This is a genomic window from Butyrivibrio sp. AE2032, from assembly GCF_000702965.1.
In genome coordinates this window covers 2308899-2323546 of the sequence record NZ_JNLF01000003.1, presented here as the reverse complement: position 1 = coordinate 2323546, position 14648 = coordinate 2308899, and the positions used below count along the sequence as shown (strand labels likewise).

General features: G+C 44.1%; 17 protein-coding genes. 8 read left to right on the top strand and 9 right to left on the bottom strand.

The window, feature by feature from the left end:
• Nucleotides 1-25: 25 nt before the first annotated feature.
• The 6 genes from BO18_RS12165 to BO18_RS12140 form a co-directional block, all read right to left on the bottom strand.
• Nucleotides 26-1051 carry a sugar kinase gene (locus tag BO18_RS12165; protein ID WP_034446490.1) on the bottom strand — a complete coding sequence of 342 codons (1026 nt, stop codon included), beginning with the start codon at nt 1049-1051 and terminating at the stop codon, nt 26-28.
• Nucleotides 1052-1069: 18 nt separating this feature from the next.
• Complete coding sequence (locus tag BO18_RS12160) at nt 1070-2032, bottom strand: bifunctional 4-hydroxy-2-oxoglutarate aldolase/2-dehydro-3-deoxy-phosphogluconate aldolase (protein ID WP_034446489.1); 963 nt, start codon at nt 2030-2032, stop codon at nt 1070-1072.
• Nucleotides 2033-2060: 28 nt separating this feature from the next.
• Nucleotides 2061-2915, bottom strand: a complete 855-nt coding sequence (locus tag BO18_RS12155) for a gluconate 5-dehydrogenase (protein ID WP_034446488.1) — start codon at nt 2913-2915, stop codon at nt 2061-2063.
• A 27-nt stretch (nt 2916-2942) separates the two neighbouring features.
• Entirely contained in the window at nt 2943-3806 is an 864-nt protein-coding gene (gene kduI / locus BO18_RS12150; protein ID WP_034446486.1) for a 5-dehydro-4-deoxy-D-glucuronate isomerase, read from the bottom strand.
• A 124-nt stretch (nt 3807-3930) separates the two neighbouring features.
• The gene (locus BO18_RS12145; RefSeq protein ID WP_034446484.1) at nt 3931-4824 is read right to left on the bottom strand and encodes a permease prefix domain 1-containing protein; all 894 of its coding nucleotides are present in this window, start codon (nt 4822-4824) and stop codon (nt 3931-3933) included.
• 60 nt (nt 4825-4884) lie between these two features.
• On the bottom strand, nt 4885-5217 hold the full coding sequence (locus BO18_RS12140) for a PadR family transcriptional regulator (RefSeq protein WP_034446482.1): 333 nt from the start codon (nt 5215-5217) through the stop codon (nt 4885-4887).
• Nucleotides 5218-5458: 241 nt separating this feature from the next.
• On the opposite strand from BO18_RS12140, the gene BO18_RS12135 reads away from it, so the two are divergent.
• Nucleotides 5459-5869, top strand: a complete 411-nt coding sequence (locus BO18_RS12135; RefSeq protein WP_034446480.1) for a hypothetical protein — start codon at nt 5459-5461, stop codon at nt 5867-5869.
• A 59-nt stretch (nt 5870-5928) separates the two neighbouring features.
• On the opposite strand, the gene tpiA is transcribed toward BO18_RS12135, so the two are convergent.
• The 3 genes from tpiA to gap all read right to left on the bottom strand — a co-directional run bounded on the left by tpiA (nt 5929) and on the right by gap (nt 9227).
• The gene (gene tpiA / locus BO18_RS12130) at nt 5929-6675 is read right to left on the bottom strand and encodes a triose-phosphate isomerase (protein ID WP_034446479.1); all 747 of its coding nucleotides are present in this window, start codon (nt 6673-6675) and stop codon (nt 5929-5931) included.
• A 176-nt stretch (nt 6676-6851) separates the two neighbouring features.
• Complete coding sequence (locus BO18_RS12125; RefSeq protein WP_034446478.1) at nt 6852-8090, bottom strand: phosphoglycerate kinase; 1239 nt, start codon at nt 8088-8090, stop codon at nt 6852-6854.
• A gap of 105 nt (nt 8091-8195) precedes the next feature.
• Nucleotides 8196-9227, bottom strand: coding sequence for a type I glyceraldehyde-3-phosphate dehydrogenase (gene gap, locus BO18_RS12120; protein ID WP_034446477.1), 1032 nt, complete (start codon nt 9225-9227; stop codon nt 8196-8198).
• Between the two features lie 210 nt (nt 9228-9437).
• On the opposite strand from gap, the gene BO18_RS12115 reads away from it, so the two are divergent.
• From BO18_RS12115 to BO18_RS12085, 7 genes are all read left to right on the top strand, one after another.
• On the top strand, nt 9438-10259 hold the full coding sequence (locus BO18_RS12115; RefSeq protein ID WP_034446476.1) for a histidinol-phosphatase HisJ family protein: 822 nt from the start codon (nt 9438-9440) through the stop codon (nt 10257-10259).
• 122 nt (nt 10260-10381) lie between these two features.
• Nucleotides 10382-11122, top strand: coding sequence for a GGDEF domain-containing protein (locus BO18_RS12110; RefSeq protein WP_034446475.1), 741 nt, complete (start codon nt 10382-10384; stop codon nt 11120-11122).
• Between the two features lie 23 nt (nt 11123-11145).
• Nucleotides 11146-12165 (top strand): transglutaminase-like domain-containing protein, encoded by a 1020-nt coding sequence (locus BO18_RS12105; protein ID WP_242856558.1) that lies wholly within the window; start codon nt 11146-11148, stop codon nt 12163-12165.
• A 24-nt stretch (nt 12166-12189) separates the two neighbouring features.
• On the top strand, nt 12190-13239 hold the full coding sequence (locus tag BO18_RS12100) for a type II secretion system F family protein (RefSeq protein WP_034446473.1): 1050 nt from the start codon (nt 12190-12192) through the stop codon (nt 13237-13239).
• A gap of 15 nt (nt 13240-13254) precedes the next feature.
• The gene (locus BO18_RS12095) at nt 13255-13590 is read left to right on the top strand and encodes a hypothetical protein (RefSeq protein ID WP_034446472.1); all 336 of its coding nucleotides are present in this window, start codon (nt 13255-13257) and stop codon (nt 13588-13590) included.
• 3 nt (nt 13591-13593) lie between these two features.
• Entirely contained in the window at nt 13594-14088 is a 495-nt protein-coding gene (locus tag BO18_RS12090; RefSeq protein WP_051688687.1) for a DUF4860 domain-containing protein, read from the top strand.
• A gap of 1 nt (nt 14089) precedes the next feature.
• Nucleotides 14090-14647 carry a hypothetical protein gene (locus BO18_RS12085; protein WP_034446471.1) on the top strand — a complete coding sequence of 186 codons (558 nt, stop codon included), beginning with the start codon at nt 14090-14092 and terminating at the stop codon, nt 14645-14647.
• Nucleotide 14648: the final 1 nt, after the last annotated feature.

Below are 14648 nucleotides of genomic sequence, written 5' to 3'. Positions count from 1 at the left end.
TACATGACGCTTTTTTATAAACTTTTTATCTCTGAATTCGTCCAGATCCGTCTCCACCAGCAAGCTTGTTGACTTCGTCAACAGTAACCAGGTTGAAGTCTCCTTCAATTGAGTGCTTAAGAGCAGAAGCAGCAACTGCAAATTCGATTGTCTCCTGAGGAGCAAATCCATTTACACAGCTGTAGATAAGTCCGCCGCCGAAGGAATCACCGCCGCCTACACGGTCAACGATGTGAAGTGCATACTTCTTGGAGAAGTAAGCCTCTCCGTCTGTGTAGAGCATTGCGCTCCAGTTGTTGTCGTTAGCTGAGATAGACTCACGAAGTGTGATAGCTACCTTCTTGAAGCCGAACTGATCTGTGAGCTTCTTAGCAACTTCGATGTAACCCTCTCTGTTGAGCTTACCTGTGGTTACGTCTGTAGAAGAAGCCTTGATACCAAATACGTCGCCAGCATCCTCTTCGTTAGCGATGCAAACATCAACATACTTGCAAAGCTCTCCCATAACCTTTCCGGCCTTTTCCTTGCTCCAGAGCTTTCCTCTGTAGTTAAGGTCGCAGGAAACTGTAAGTCCATGCTCCTTAGCCTTCTTAACTGCCTCAAGTGTGATACCTGCAAGAGAATCGCTTACAGCAGGAGTGATACCTGTGAAGTGGAACCACTCTGCGCCCTCAAAGATCTCGTCCCAGTCAAAGTCTGAAGGAACAGCCTCTGCAATTGCAGAATGTGCTCTATCGTAAATGCACTTTGAACCTCTCTGGGAAGCACCCTTCTCATTGAAGTAGATACCAACTCTGTCACCACCTCTTGTGATCTTGGATGTATCTACGCCGTACTTTCTAAGTGAATTAACTGCTGCCTGACCAATCTCGTGGGTAGGAAGCTTTGTAACATATACTGAATCAAGGCCATAATTTGCAAGTGAAACAGAAACGTTTGCCTCTCCACCTCCAAATGTTGCCTCAAGATGATCAACCTGAACAAATCTTAAATAGTTGTCAGGCTGAAGACGTAACATGATCTCACCAAATGTAACTACTTTCTTTGACATAATAATAATCCTCCAAAATTAATTCTTAACAAGATGTACTGCAAATCCGCCGAAATCGTCAGCAAGATATGCAACCTTAAGATGATTGTCAGCATCATATGCAAAAGAGCTCTCGTCGAACTTCACGCCCTGTCTTCCAAGGTGGTAAACAGCTCTGTCTACGTTGTTGGTTCCGATAGCAATGTGACCACATGTGCCACGGCCCTGTGACTTCATCACTTCAACTACTGAACCAGCAAAGACTGAAGAATTTCCAACCTTCTTTGTGAAGCCAAAGAGTGAATCAAACTTATCAGCTGTAGCTTCTGCAGAAGCAGCATCAGGCTGATTGATGCCTACATGCTTCATAGTAAATCCAAGCATTGTGTTAACAGCATCTCTTGTCATAGCTTCGATCTCGTCAAACTTGCCAGCAGCGATAAGATCCTTTTTAACCATCCAGCTTCCGCCTGCGCAGAATACCTTGTTGAATCCAAGATAGTCGTTTAAGTTGTTCTTATTTACGCCGCCTGTAGGCATGAAGTGCATCTTTGTATATGGAGCAGCCATAGCTTTGATCTTAGCGATTCCGCCGTTCTGCTCAGCAGGGAAGAACTTAACGCAGTCAAGTCCAAGCTCGATGCACTGCTCAACCTCACCGGGAGTTGCTGTTCCTGGAACGCAAGGAACACCAAGGCTTAAGATATACTCAACATTTGATCTGTTGAATCCAGGGCTAACAATAAACTTAGCACCTGCAGCCTTTGCTCTGTCAGCCTGCTCAGCATTTAATACTGTTCCGGCTCCTACAACCATCTCAGGGAACTTCTCAGAGATGATCCTGATTGCTTCCTCAGCAGCTGCTGTACGGAAAGTAACCTCTGCAGCAGGAAGTCCGCCCTTTATAAGTGCCTCAGCAAGAGGCTCTGCGTCCTTAGCATCGTCAATAGCGATTACTGGAACGATTCCAATTTTGTAAAGTTCTTCGCAAATCTTATCCATTTTTATGCCTTTCTTTTATAAAAAATACTTACTGTGCCTGACTCTCATCGATATCTGTAAACTTGGATGGATCAAGGTTTCCTGGATCCTGACCGATGTAAGCTGAGATACCACCATCGATATAAACAACCTGTCCGTTGATGAAATCAGATGCAGGTGAAGCAAGGAATACAGCAAGGCCCATAAGATCCTCTGTCTTGCCCCATCTCTGAGCAGGTGTCTTTGAACGGATGAATCTGTCGAATGGATGCATTGATCCATCAGGCTGCTTCTCACGAAGAGGTGCTGTCTGAGGTGTTGCAATGTAGCCAGGTCCAATAGCGTTGCACTGGATGTTGTACTGACCATACTCAGAGCAGATGTTTCTTGTAAGCATCTTAAGTCCGCCCTTAGCTGCTGCATAAGCAGAAACTGTCTCACGGCCAAACTCAGACATCATTGAACATGCATTGATGATCTTACCTGATCCCTTTTTCATCATAGCAGGAATTACAGCCTTTGAGCAGATGAATGGACCTGTAAGGTCTACATCGATAACCTGGTTCCACTGCTCAACGCTCATCTCATGCATAGGAATTCTCTTGATGATACCTGCGTTGTTAACAAGAATGTCGATTGTACCAACATTAGCCTCAACGTCAGCAACGAATTTCTGAACCTGATCCTCTTTTGTTACATCGCATACAGCACCAAAAGCCTTAATACCACGCTTCTCGTACTCAGCAAGTCCCTTATCAACAAGTTCCTGATTGATATCGTTGAATACGATCTTTGCTCCGCTCTCAGCATAAGCTACTGCGTAAGCAAGTCCAAGGCCGTAGGAAGCACCTGTGATCCATGCTACCTTGCCTTCAAGTGAAAAGTTCTTTAAAAAGTCTCCCATTATATTTCCCTCCTAATTTGTGTTTGTTTAAAGTAAATCCTGCATTGCGCAGTCGTCCATGTCGTCGAAATCCTGATTCTCTCCAACCATTCCCCAGATGAATGTGTATGCCTGGGTTCCGCAGCCTGAGTGGATTGACCAGCTTGGGCTGATGACTGCCTGTTCATTTCTCATGATGATGTGTCTTGTCTCCTGAGGCTCTCCCATGAAGTGCATAACCAGTGCATCCTCAGGCATATCAAAGTAAAGATAAACTTCCATTCTTCTGTCGTGGGTGTGACATGGCATTGTGTTCCACACTGATCCGGGCTTAAGCTCTGTCATTCCCATCTCCAGCTGGCAGGTCTCAACCTGTCCTGGAAGAATGTACTTATTGATAACTCTGTGATTAGCTCCCTCAAGGCTTCCAAGCTCTTTCTTGTTCTCATCCTTGATGATCACTACGTCCTCAGAAGGAGTTCCTTCTCTCTTAATAAGAACTGTAGGATAAGTCTTATGAGCAGGTGCGCTGTTGATGTAGAACTTTGCAGGCTTTGATGAGTCCTTGCTGGCAAAAGAAATATCTTTTGCTCCCATTCCTATGTACATTCCCTGCTTGTACTCAACGTCGTACTTCTTGCCGTCAATGGTGATAACACCTGCACCACCTATGTTGATGACACCCATTTCGCGTCTCTGCAGGAAATACTCTGCTCTCAGCTCATCACCGGCTGTGAGCTTGAGCTCCTTAGCTACAGGTACTGCAGATCCTGTGATGATCCTGTCGATGTGACTGTAAACCAGCTTAATGTCGTCAGGCTGGAAAAGGTCATCGATAAGGAATTCACTGCGGAGCCTTGCGGTATCGTAATATTTCTCGTCCTTTGGTGAACATGCGGTTCTTAGTTCCATAATCCCTCCAATAAACCAATAAAAAAACTATACACTATCTATATGCTACTATAGTGTATAGTTCTTTCATTTTCACTTCATTTTTATATCAAAAAGTTGCAAATCTTGACCAATGTAACCGCTTTCATACATTAAGCTTCAGGAGCTTGTCGCAGGCGTCTGTGAGCCTTGAGGAGTTGAGAATAAAGAACACTCCTGCACCCACCATAACAAAGATCATTGATGGTCCAACCCCTTCAGAGAGGAAAGGTATTATTGAAAAGATACCAAAGAATGTTACAGGAATGACGCAGCATACACAAAGTACTATTCCAAGAGCAAGCATTGTGGATCTGCTGGGATTAAGGGCCTGCTTTTCACTTTTGATATATTCCTCGGTTTCGTAATCCATAATGCTGACGCCTTTTTTGATGTCCTTCCATTCCTTCATCTTTGAAGAGGACAGGATGATAAGTCCTACGCCCAAAGCCACGGAAAGGAACAGGAACATTACCCCGAGGCCTTCCATCAGATCTTCAAAAACTCCAAAGAACAGATCCCCAAAGGCATCTCCCATGATAGGACCAGCAGGAGCTATAATGCAGAAGAAAACTCCAACTCCCAATAAAAATCTGCTAAATGCTGCATCAGCAAGAAAATCCTTTGCTTCATCCAAAGAAACAAGACGAAGATTTCCACCATATGATTTATGGGCTCTCTCTGCCACTGGTTCAATTTCTACCGGCGGATTGGGAGCTTCAGGAACTCCTGTAAAAAGAACTGAATCAGACTTCAAAGGTTCTTCCGCAGCCTGTACGCATTCCTCCCCTATCAGTCCCAGGGACTCTTTAAGATCATCCAGGCTTCCAAACTCTGAAATGATCTTTCCAATAGCTTCATGCTCTGACATTCCGCTTCCTATAAGCTCGTTATATTTATCCTCAGTCATTGAGAGGATCTCAGCCTTTGCCCTTCTGGTCTCCTCGGTGTCAGGCAAACTTGAAAACATTGTCTCCAGATAATTCTTAATTGCATCCATGATAATTCATCTCCCCTGTTTAATATATGTGCTTCTTAATGCACATCAATAATCTTTCGTTCACTCGTTAGAAATAAATCTTTCAATAACATCCTTGGTCAGATGCCACTCTTCACATTTTTCATGATAATAGATCCTGCCCTCTTCTGTGATCTGATAATAAGTTCGCCTTTTCCCATTCTCAGCTTCCTGGCTGAAGGAACTTATATACCCATTCTTCTCAAGCCTGGTAAAAGCTGAATATAAGGTAGTTTCCTTTATCAGATACTTATTGTCGGACAGCGCCTTGATATTCTTGGATATCTCATATCCATAAGAAGGCTCTTTTCTCAGGAAAAATAGAATAATGGTGTCGTTATACCCTCGGATCACATCACTACTGATCTGTTGCATAAGTTCTCACCTTGTATGAATCCTGATTGGTTGCAAGTTGCTACGACAATCGTTACTACGACTGTCATAGCAAATATACTACTACAGTCGGGGTATGTCAACAGGCTTTTGTGCAAGAAATAAAGTTTTTTTCAAAAATTTTATAGAATTTTGTATATTTAGTTCATACTTTTTATGCCGCCATCTTGAATTATTCGTATATAATAGTATTAGAGCGGATAAGTTGAAAGGAGGGAATGGTATGAAAAAAGTATTACGGAGATTTTCCGGATTTCTGGCTGCGCTGGGTATCCTGGGATTCATCTTCACTCCAACTGTAATGGCAGCTTCCGCCGCCTACGAGGAACCGATTTTTGAATATGCTTTTCAGGGAAAAGATGCTGATGGCAACGAACTGGTCCTTGCAATCTATAGCGACGGCGAAGAGAACTTTGCATTCTTCACAGACGGTTTTTCTTCATCCTACGGAAAATGCACATTCAAGGACGTAAGCAAGAAGGATAACATCATCACAAAGATGACCACTAATGATGAGAGATTCTACTACTACGAGAAGGATGGAGTTATGTACATCCAGTCAGAGGACGATGTCCTTTACACTGTAGAATACACAACAGAGCAGGCCATCAAAGAAATCAGAAAGAACAAATAATGAATAAATTAAAAAAGCGCTGAACCGGATTTCCGGTCCAGCGCTTTTTTATGCAATTGTTAAGCATTAACAATCTGACCAAAGTCAGGCTTAAGGCTTGCACCACCGATAAGTCCGCCATCGATGTTTGGCTTTGAAAGAAGCTCAGCAGCATTGCCGGCATTCATTGATCCGCCATACTGGATACGAACTTCATCAGCTGTAGCCTGATCGTAAAGCTTAGCGATGAGCTCACGGATAAGTCCGCAAACTTCCTCAGCCTGATCAGCTGTAGCTGTCTCGCCTGTTCCAATAGCCCAGATAGGCTCGTAAGCGATAACAAGCTTCTTAACCTGGTCAGCTGTTACACCGTCAAGATCCCATGTGATCTGTCTCTCGATCCAAGCCTTGTATGTGTCAGCCTTACGAAGTGCAAGGGACTCACCACAGCAAAGGATTGGTGTAAGGCCAGCAGCGAATGCCTTCTTAACCTTCTGGTTAATGAGGATATCGTTCTCACCAAAGATGTCTCTTCTCTCTGAGTGTCCGATGATGATGTACTCAACACCGGCATCTTTAAGCATAGGAGCTGAAATCTCACCTGTGAAAGCTCCCTTGTCCTCAATGTAGAAGTTCTCAGCACCAACCTTAACGTTTGTGCCCTTAACTGCCTCTACAACAGGAACAATATCAATTGCTGGAACGCAGTAAACTACGTCAACAGCGTCATTCTTTACAAGATCTTTAAGCTCTGCACAAAGAGCTACTGCCTCGCTGGGAGTCTTGTTCATCTTCCAGTTTCCGGCGATGATTCTTCTACGTGCCATTTTTTAATTCTCCTCTCAATATAGAGCGAATACGGATTTCTCCGCTTCGCTCTCGAAATCCTATCCGTCTTCGCAATATCTCTTCCGTGCAAAGCACGGGATATTGCTCAACCGGTTTGTTCGTCAAGGCTGTGTCATATCCTGCAAGCAGGTATGTCACACCTTTGACTCACTCATTACGCTCTATCATCCGCAGCATATACTCCAGGAAGTTTCTTTCCTTCGAGAAATTCCAGAGAAGCTCCGCCACCTGTTGAGATGTGGCTCATCTTGTCAGCGTAGCCAAGCTGGTTAACAGCTGCAGCACTGTCGCCACCACCGATGATAGTTGTAGCAGTTGTCTCTGAAAGAGCCTCAGCTACAGACTTTGTGCCCTCTGCAAGTACAGGGTTCTCGAACACACCCATAGGTCCGTTCCAAACAACTGTCTTAGCTGACTTAACAGCCTCAGAGTAAAGCTCGATTGTCTTAGGTCCGATATCAGCACCTTCTTTGTCAGAAGGAATCTTATCAGCATCAACAACTGTTGTAGTGATGTTAGGATTATCGATAGGATCTGGGAAAGAATCGATGCAAACTGTATCGATAGGAAGAAGAAGCTTCTTACCAGCCTTCTCAGCCTTCTCCATCATTTCCTTACAGTAATCAACCTTTGTGTCATCAAGGAGTGACTTACCAACTTCATATCCCTTAGCCTTAAGGAATGTGTAAGCCATACCACCACCGATGATAAGAGTATCGCACTTCTCAAGAAGAGAATTGATAACGTTCAGCTTATCAGCAACCTTTGCACCACCGAGGATAGCTACGAAAGGTCTCTCAGGATTCTCTACTGCATTTCCAAGGAAGTCGATCTCCTTCTGCATAAGATATCCAACAGCGTTGTTTCCGCCCTTTTCCTTGATGTACTTAGTTACAACTGCTACAGAAGCATGTGCTCTGTGAGCTGAACCGAAAGCATCACATACATAGTCATCAGCAAGATCAGCAAGCTCTTTTGCAAAAGCCTCGCCAGCCTCTTCAGGCTTTGTCTCTTCCTTGCCTCTGAAACGTGTATTCTGAAGAAGGATAACATCTCCTTCCTTCATAGCCTCAACAGCACCAGTTGCTGCTGCGCCTGTTACGCTGTAATCATCGATGAACTTAACGTCCTTGCCAAGCTTCTCAGAAAGTCTCTTAGCAACAGGTCCGAGAGATTCTCCCTCGTTAGGGCCGTTCTTAACCTTTCCAAGATGTGAGCAAAGGATTACCTTACCGCCATCCTTAACCAGCTTCTTGATTGTAGGAAGAGCTGCTACGATTCTTGTCTCGTCAGTGATCTCACCGTTCTTTAAAGGAACATTGAAGTCACAACGTACAAGTACGCGTCTGCCCTTAACATTGATGTCATCTACTGACTTTTTGTTGAGTGCCATTGTTTTTCCTCCTGGGATTGTTTTTAGAATTTTTGATAAATAAAAATGAGGTCCGGTCCATATGGACCGGACCTCATCTAAAGTCTATTCGATATTTGAGGTTAATCAGCCAAGCTCTGCAAAGTACTTGATTGTTCTAACCATCTGTGATGTGTATGAGTTCTCGTTGTCATACCATGAAACAACCTGTACTTCGTATGTATCATCATCAACCTTGTTTACAAGAGTCTGAGTAGCATCGAAGAGTGAACCGAATCTCATACCAACGATATCAGATGAAACGATCTCGTCTGTGTTGTATCCGAATGACTCTGTAGCTGCTGCCTTCATAGCTGCATTTACAGCATCCTTTGTAACGTCAGCCTTCTTAACAACTGCGAAAAGAAGTGTTGTTGAGCCTGTAGGTGTAGGAACACGCTGAGCAGCTCCGATAAGCTTTCCGTTAAGCTCAGGGATAACAAGGCCGATAGCCTTTGCAGCACCTGTTGAGTTAGGAACGATGTTAACAGCACCTGCACGTGATCTTCTGAGGTCGCCCTTTCTCTGAGGTCCATCAAGGATCATCTGGTCACCTGTGTAAGCGTGGATTGTGCACATGATACCTGACTGGATTGGAGCGTAGTCGTTAAGAGCCTTAGCCATAGGTGCAAGGCAGTTTGTTGTGCAAGATGCAGCTGAGATGATCTTGTCATCCTTTGTAAGTGTTGTGTGGTTAACGTTGTATACGATTGTAGGAAGATCATTTCCTGCAGGAGCAGAAATAACAACCTTCTTAGCACCAGCATTGATGTGTGCCTGTGCCTTATCCTTTGATGTATAGAATCCAGAGCACTCAAGAACTACGTCTACACCGAGCTCACCCCATGGGCAATTGTTTGCATCAGGCTCTTTGTAGATCTTGATTGTCTTTCCCTTTACTGTGATTGTTCCAGCCTCGTCATCAGCTGTTACGTCATCCTCGTGACCAACTTCTACGTAACGTCCCTGTGATGAATCGTACTTCAACAGATGTGCAAGCATCTTAGGGCTTGTCAAATCGTTGATAGCTACTACTTCGTAACCTTCTGCACCAAACATCTGTCTGAATGCAAGACGACCAATACGGCCAAAACCATTGATTGCTACTTTTACTGCCATTTTAAGTTCCTCCTAAAATGAATTTTATATGAGTTGCTGTTTCTAAAATTATCTCTTTTGACAAATTTTTATCAGCACTTTAAATTCTAGCTGACTTTTGCCCATAAATCAAGAAAAATATTAAAAATCTGGTAGATTAACTTATAAATTTTCAGTAAAATGACGACATAGTATATTGTGGTTTCAATATTCCAACATTAAGGAGATAAAATGCCGATTACATCAGATTTTCACATGCATTCCAACCACTCCGGGGACAGCTCCACCCCCATGGAGGATATGATAAAGAGCGCTATAGATAAAGGGCTTTCTGAGATATGTTTTACAGAGCACCTGGATCTTGACTATCCTGACACCCCTGATCTGCCTCCCGAGCCCTTCACTTTAGATGTACCTTCTTATAAGAAGGAGCTCTTTTCCCTTAAGGATAAATACAAGGATAAGATCACCCTCAGGTTCGGGATAGAGATTGGAATGCAGGCCCAGGTAACAAAAGAAAACCTGGCCATTGCAAAGTCTGATTCTTTTGATTTCATCATCGCCTCACAGCACCTTGTGGATAGGCGCGACCCCTTCTACCCTGATTTTTGGGCACCGGACACAGTTGAAAACATCTTTAACAGATTTTTTGATCAGACTTTGGAGAACATAAAGCTCTTTTCAGAATTTGATGTCCTTGGCCACCTGGATTACATCTCCCGCTACGTTCCGGAAGGTGATACAACCTATTCCTATGAGCGCTTCGCGGACAAGATCGACCCGATACTTGAATATCTTATTGCTAATGATAAGGGCCTTGACGTCAACTCCAAGGTTCTTGCCTACAGTGATATCCTGCCTCCAAATCCCTGCCCGGAGGCACTAAAGCGCTATAAAGAGCTTGGCGGAGCGCTGATAACCTTTGGTTCAGACGCCCACACTCCCGATAAGATAGGCTGCTGTTTTGATACTATCAGGCAGATTGCCCTTGATTCCGGTTTTACTGAGTACTACACCTTCGAAAACAGGAAGCCTGTAGCCCACAAACTATGATTCTTAACGGATTCTTAATTAAATTATTAAAATCATCTCTTTAATAGATTAATTAAATATAGTAAAATAATTACATATATTTCGATTATTTCTGTCACGCGTTTGTTATTTGGAGGGACTGGATGAAACCCGAGTTCTACGACAAAAGCAAAAGAGCTAACATCTATAACACCATCTATATTTACAAGATAATATCTCTTGTGGTGTTGGTGATCCTTACAATCACACTTGCAGTTCTTTTCCATAAAGATAAAGAACTGTTCCATCAGATCTCAGATGCATCAACCCCTGCATTCTTTGTGGTGGTTGGTCTGAGCCTGATCATTTTCACGATTTCCATTATTTTAGATTTCTACATATTGGGAAGAACTGCTTCCATCGGCAAAAGACTCAATAAACTGGCCTTCATCGATCATCTCACGGGGCTCCCCAACAGATACAGCTGTGATCTTCTTATTGACAGCTTCAACACCCCGGAGCGGCTTCAAAATGCAGGCTTCGTGCTTCTGCAGATTCATAACCTGCACTCCATAAACACCAGTGATGGTCACACCAACGGCAACTGGCTGATCTCCGAGTTCAGCACAATGCTTGAGGATGTCAGTGAAAAATATGGCTATGTTGGCCGTAACAGCGGAAATGAGTTCATTCTTCTTATGGAGAACTGCGACCCTACCATGTCTGATATGTTCCTTTTGGACCTCACAAAGAGGATCCATGGTTACAACGGTATGAATGTTGGCGCCCCACTGGAGGTTGCCTATGCAAAAGCTCTGAACTGTGATGAACACAAGGAAAAGATTTCCGATCTGATCTCGCTTGGATACAAAAAGATCAAGGAAGCACCACAGATTCTCTCTTAAACAATATGGACATATACAATAGTGTGAAAAGAAAAATCTCATACGGATTATCTGTAGTTCTTATATCGAGTTTTGCCATAGCTTCACTTTCCGGCTGCGGAGAAGAAACCAGCTCTACCCCTGTACAGAATGAGCAGAGCACTTCAAGCTCCAAAGGGTCTGACACTCCCAAGGCATCACAGGCCTCAGAGGAGGCAGCTCCAGCTGAAAGAGTCAAAGGAAGCCGTGACAATACTCCTGTTTGTCTTGTGCCCGAAGCCAGCGGCGAAACCGTCTACGAAAACGAATACGCACATCTGGATGCATCCAATATCTCGGATGGCTACGTAGTTGTCAGATATACCGGCGAGTCTCAAAAAGTCAAGCTTCAGATCACGGGTCCTAACACCATTACTTACACCTACAATCTAACCACCGGAAATCCCACCGACGAGGTCTTCCCTCTCCAGTCAGGAAACGGCGACTATATGATCAACGTCTTTGAGAACATAGAGGGAACCCAGTATTCACAGGCCTTCTCCCAGCTGGTAACAGCAGAGATCACTGATGAATTTTCACCTTTCCTCTACCCTAACCAGTATGTGAACTTCAAGAGTTCAAACGCGGCTGTTAAAAAAGGTGAAGAACTGGCCTACGTATGTAACACAGACCTTGAGGTGGTTTCAGAAGTTTACAACTTCATGATAACCAACATTGTTTACGACCACGAAGAGGCAGAGACGGTACAGAGCGGATATATCCCGGATGTGGACGAGGTCCTCTCCACAAAAACAGGTATCTGTCTTGACTACGCAGCTCTCATGACCACAATGCTGAGAAGCCAGAGAATCCCCACAAGAATGGAGATCGGATATGCAGGAACTGCCTATCACGCCTGGCTCTCCACCTACATCCAGGATGTTGGCTGGGTCAACGGTATGATCGAATTCGACGGTACAGATTGGTCCCTTATGGATCCAACCTTTGCATCAAACATGAAAGACAGTTCATTAAAAGAATTTATCGGTGATGGTTCAAACTACTCCGTAAAATACATCTACTAACCCTTTTGTTTATTTGGAGGCAAGATGAGCGCTAAAATTGGAAAACTGACAAGTAATGAGATATCCACTTTCTGCAGACAGATGTCCCTGCTCCTTAAGGCCGGCATAGCTCCTGCCGACGGAATAGAGCTTCTGTCCCAGGACACAAAGGATGCTTCCGCCCAAAAGCTCTTTGAATCAATAAACCAGGTTCTAAGGAGCGGCGAAAAATTCCATGTGGCTTTAGAGATGAGCGAGGCTTTCCCTGATTACCTCATCCACATGGTATCCATCGGAGAGGAATCCGGAAATATCGATACAGTCATGGAATCTTTGGCGGACTATTACGACAGAGAGGAAAATATCGAATCCAGCATCAAGAGCGCTGTCAGCTACCCTCTCATCATGGTATTCATGATGCTGATCGTAGTAATGGTACTTATCACAAAGGTGCTTCCAATCTTCAACCAGGTATTTGCACAGCTTGGCACCAGCCTTAGCGGATTTGCACAGTCTCTTTTAAATCTTGGAAACACCCTCAATAAGTACTCCATCGTGCTTATTGTGATCCTTGTACTTATCGCTGCAGCTTTTATCTACTTTTCCTCTACTCCAAGCGGAAAAGCCAACTTCAAAAAGCTCATGCGAAAGTTTGGTCCTACCAAAAAGCTCCTTCGTGATATAGAGATTGAGCGTTTTGCCAGCGGAATGGTCCTGACACTCACCAGTGGAATGGACACCTACGAGGGTCTGGCCCTTGTAAAAAAGCTTGCTGACAGCGACGAGATGAAAGAAAAGATCGAGACCTGCCGAAACATGCTCCTTGATGGAGACAGCTTCCCAGAGGCCTTAGAGAAAACGGATATCTTCACCTCCTTCTATTCACAGATGATCTCTGTAGGTTTCAAGTCAGGCTCCATGGACCAGGCCATGCAGCAGGTTTCCGAGAGAATAGAAAAGGACACAGAGAAAAAGATCTACTCCCTCATTTCAGTCCTTGAGCCAACACTAGTTATCATTCTTTCCGTAATTGTTGGAATGATCCTGTTATCAGTAATCCTGCCTCTCATGGGCATAATGACAACCATTGGATAAAAAAGGTAGCTGCTAATGGCAAACAGACTCGACAAAGAACAGAATAGCTTCTCTCTTCCAAGCGGCTTTTACCGTTTTATTTCCGTTGCCATTTTCGTGCTGATATTCGTGTGCTTCTTCTATGCAGTTGAATACTCCGGAAAGAGCACCATCGAAAAGCAGCAGGAATCCCTGGAAAGAGCCATTGCCCGGGACATTGTCCAATGCTATGCCATAGAAGGACAGTATCCGCCGGACCTGGAATATATGGAGAACCACTACGGCCTTACCTATGATAAGGATACTTTTTTCGTGGACTACCAACCCATTGCAGCAAATCTTTATCCCGATTACACAGTAATACTGAGGTAACCTATGGAACTTAACAAAAACAAACATCATATGATAGATTCCGTCTTTGTCATATGCCTTATGCTTTTGTTTGTGCTCTCCGCCCTATCGGTTATAGCCCTGGGGGCCAGCATCTACAAGAAAAACGTAGCACTTATGGCAGACAACAATTCCCAAAGGATTGCCTGTGCCTACGTGACCGAGAAGGTAAGACAGGCGGATAAAAAGGGTGCCATTTATGCAAAAGAGATATTTGGCGAAAATGCCCTTGTAATGTCAGAGGAAATTGGCGGAAAAATCTACAACACCTACATTTACGATTACGAAGGACATCTTTGTGAGCTCTATGCAAGAGAAGATCTGGGAACCTTCTATCCCCAGTCAGGCCAGAAGATACTTGAGGTCACATCCTTCGATGTCCAGGAAGTATCAGATACTCTACTTGGAATCACCATAGTCCTGGAGGACGGCAGTACAGATAACCTTTACATAGCAAAAAGGAGCACACCTGAAGGCTGATATGGATAGGCAGCATAATTCAAAATTAAGTCTGTTCCTTATGGAACTAATAGTGGCTATCATGTTCTTCTCCCTTTCTGCAGCAGTCTGCGTAAGGCTTTTTACCTCTGCCCATCTGCTGGCTGAAAAGACCGAGAGTCTTTCTAATGCTGTCATCTGGTCCCAGAATCTCTCTGAGGCTTTTACAGGAAGCAGAGGGAACTTCGAAGCAATATCAGCTCTTTACCCTAATGCCTACGTAGTTACTGAAGCTAACGAGCTGCAAGGGAAGGAAGGCGCTCTTATCCTGTTCTTCAACAAGGATTGGGAGCTTCTGGAAAGCACTCCCCAGGGAGCAGTCTATGAAGCCTACATCCACATCTCTGAGGAGGATGCAGCTAAAGTCTACAGCGATGTGACTGACTATGGTGTAACGCCTGACGGAAAGGCCATTGTTGGCAACATCCTGATCCTTAACGTAGATGGTGTATCCGGGGACTATTCCCAGGTTATTAACGACGAAAACAGACTCATCCTCAATAATACGGTTGATGTTTACACAGGAAAGGAGGCCAACTAAC

Excerpts from the sequence above, each read along its gene's own strand:
- BO18_RS12110 (WP_034446475.1), top strand. The coding sequence starts at position 10,382 with ATGAAACCCGAGTTCTACGACAAAAGCAAAAGAGCTAACATCTATAAC.
- kduI (WP_034446486.1), bottom strand. The coding sequence starts at position 3,806 with ATGGAACTAAGAACCGCATGTTCACCAAAGGACGAGAAATATTACGAT.
- BO18_RS12165 (WP_034446490.1), bottom strand. The coding sequence starts at position 1,051 with ATGTCAAAGAAAGTAGTTACATTTGGTGAGATCATGTTACGTCTTCAG.
- BO18_RS12145 (WP_034446484.1), bottom strand. The coding sequence starts at position 4,824 with ATGGATGCAATTAAGAATTATCTGGAGACAATGTTTTCAAGTTTGCCT.
- gap (WP_034446477.1), bottom strand. The coding sequence starts at position 9,227 with ATGGCAGTAAAAGTAGCAATCAATGGTTTTGGCCGTATTGGTCGTCTT.
- BO18_RS12095 (WP_034446472.1), top strand. The coding sequence starts at position 13,255 with ATGGCAAACAGACTCGACAAAGAACAGAATAGCTTCTCTCTTCCAAGC.
- BO18_RS12090 (WP_051688687.1), top strand. The coding sequence starts at position 13,594 with ATGGAACTTAACAAAAACAAACATCATATGATAGATTCCGTCTTTGTC.
- BO18_RS12085 (WP_034446471.1), top strand. The coding sequence starts at position 14,090 with ATGGATAGGCAGCATAATTCAAAATTAAGTCTGTTCCTTATGGAACTA.
- BO18_RS12140 (WP_034446482.1), bottom strand. The coding sequence starts at position 5,217 with ATGCAACAGATCAGTAGTGATGTGATCCGAGGGTATAACGACACCATT.
- BO18_RS12160 (WP_034446489.1), bottom strand. The coding sequence starts at position 2,032 with ATGGATAAGATTTGCGAAGAACTTTACAAAATTGGAATCGTTCCAGTA.
- BO18_RS12135 (WP_034446480.1), top strand. The coding sequence starts at position 5,459 with ATGAAAAAAGTATTACGGAGATTTTCCGGATTTCTGGCTGCGCTGGGT.
- BO18_RS12100 (WP_034446473.1), top strand. The coding sequence starts at position 12,190 with ATGAGCGCTAAAATTGGAAAACTGACAAGTAATGAGATATCCACTTTC.
- tpiA (WP_034446479.1), bottom strand. The coding sequence starts at position 6,675 with ATGGCACGTAGAAGAATCATCGCCGGAAACTGGAAGATGAACAAGACT.
- BO18_RS12115 (WP_034446476.1), top strand. The coding sequence starts at position 9,438 with ATGCCGATTACATCAGATTTTCACATGCATTCCAACCACTCCGGGGAC.
- BO18_RS12155 (WP_034446488.1), bottom strand. The coding sequence starts at position 2,915 with ATGGGAGACTTTTTAAAGAACTTTTCACTTGAAGGCAAGGTAGCATGG.
- BO18_RS12125 (WP_034446478.1), bottom strand. The coding sequence starts at position 8,090 with ATGGCACTCAACAAAAAGTCAGTAGATGACATCAATGTTAAGGGCAGA.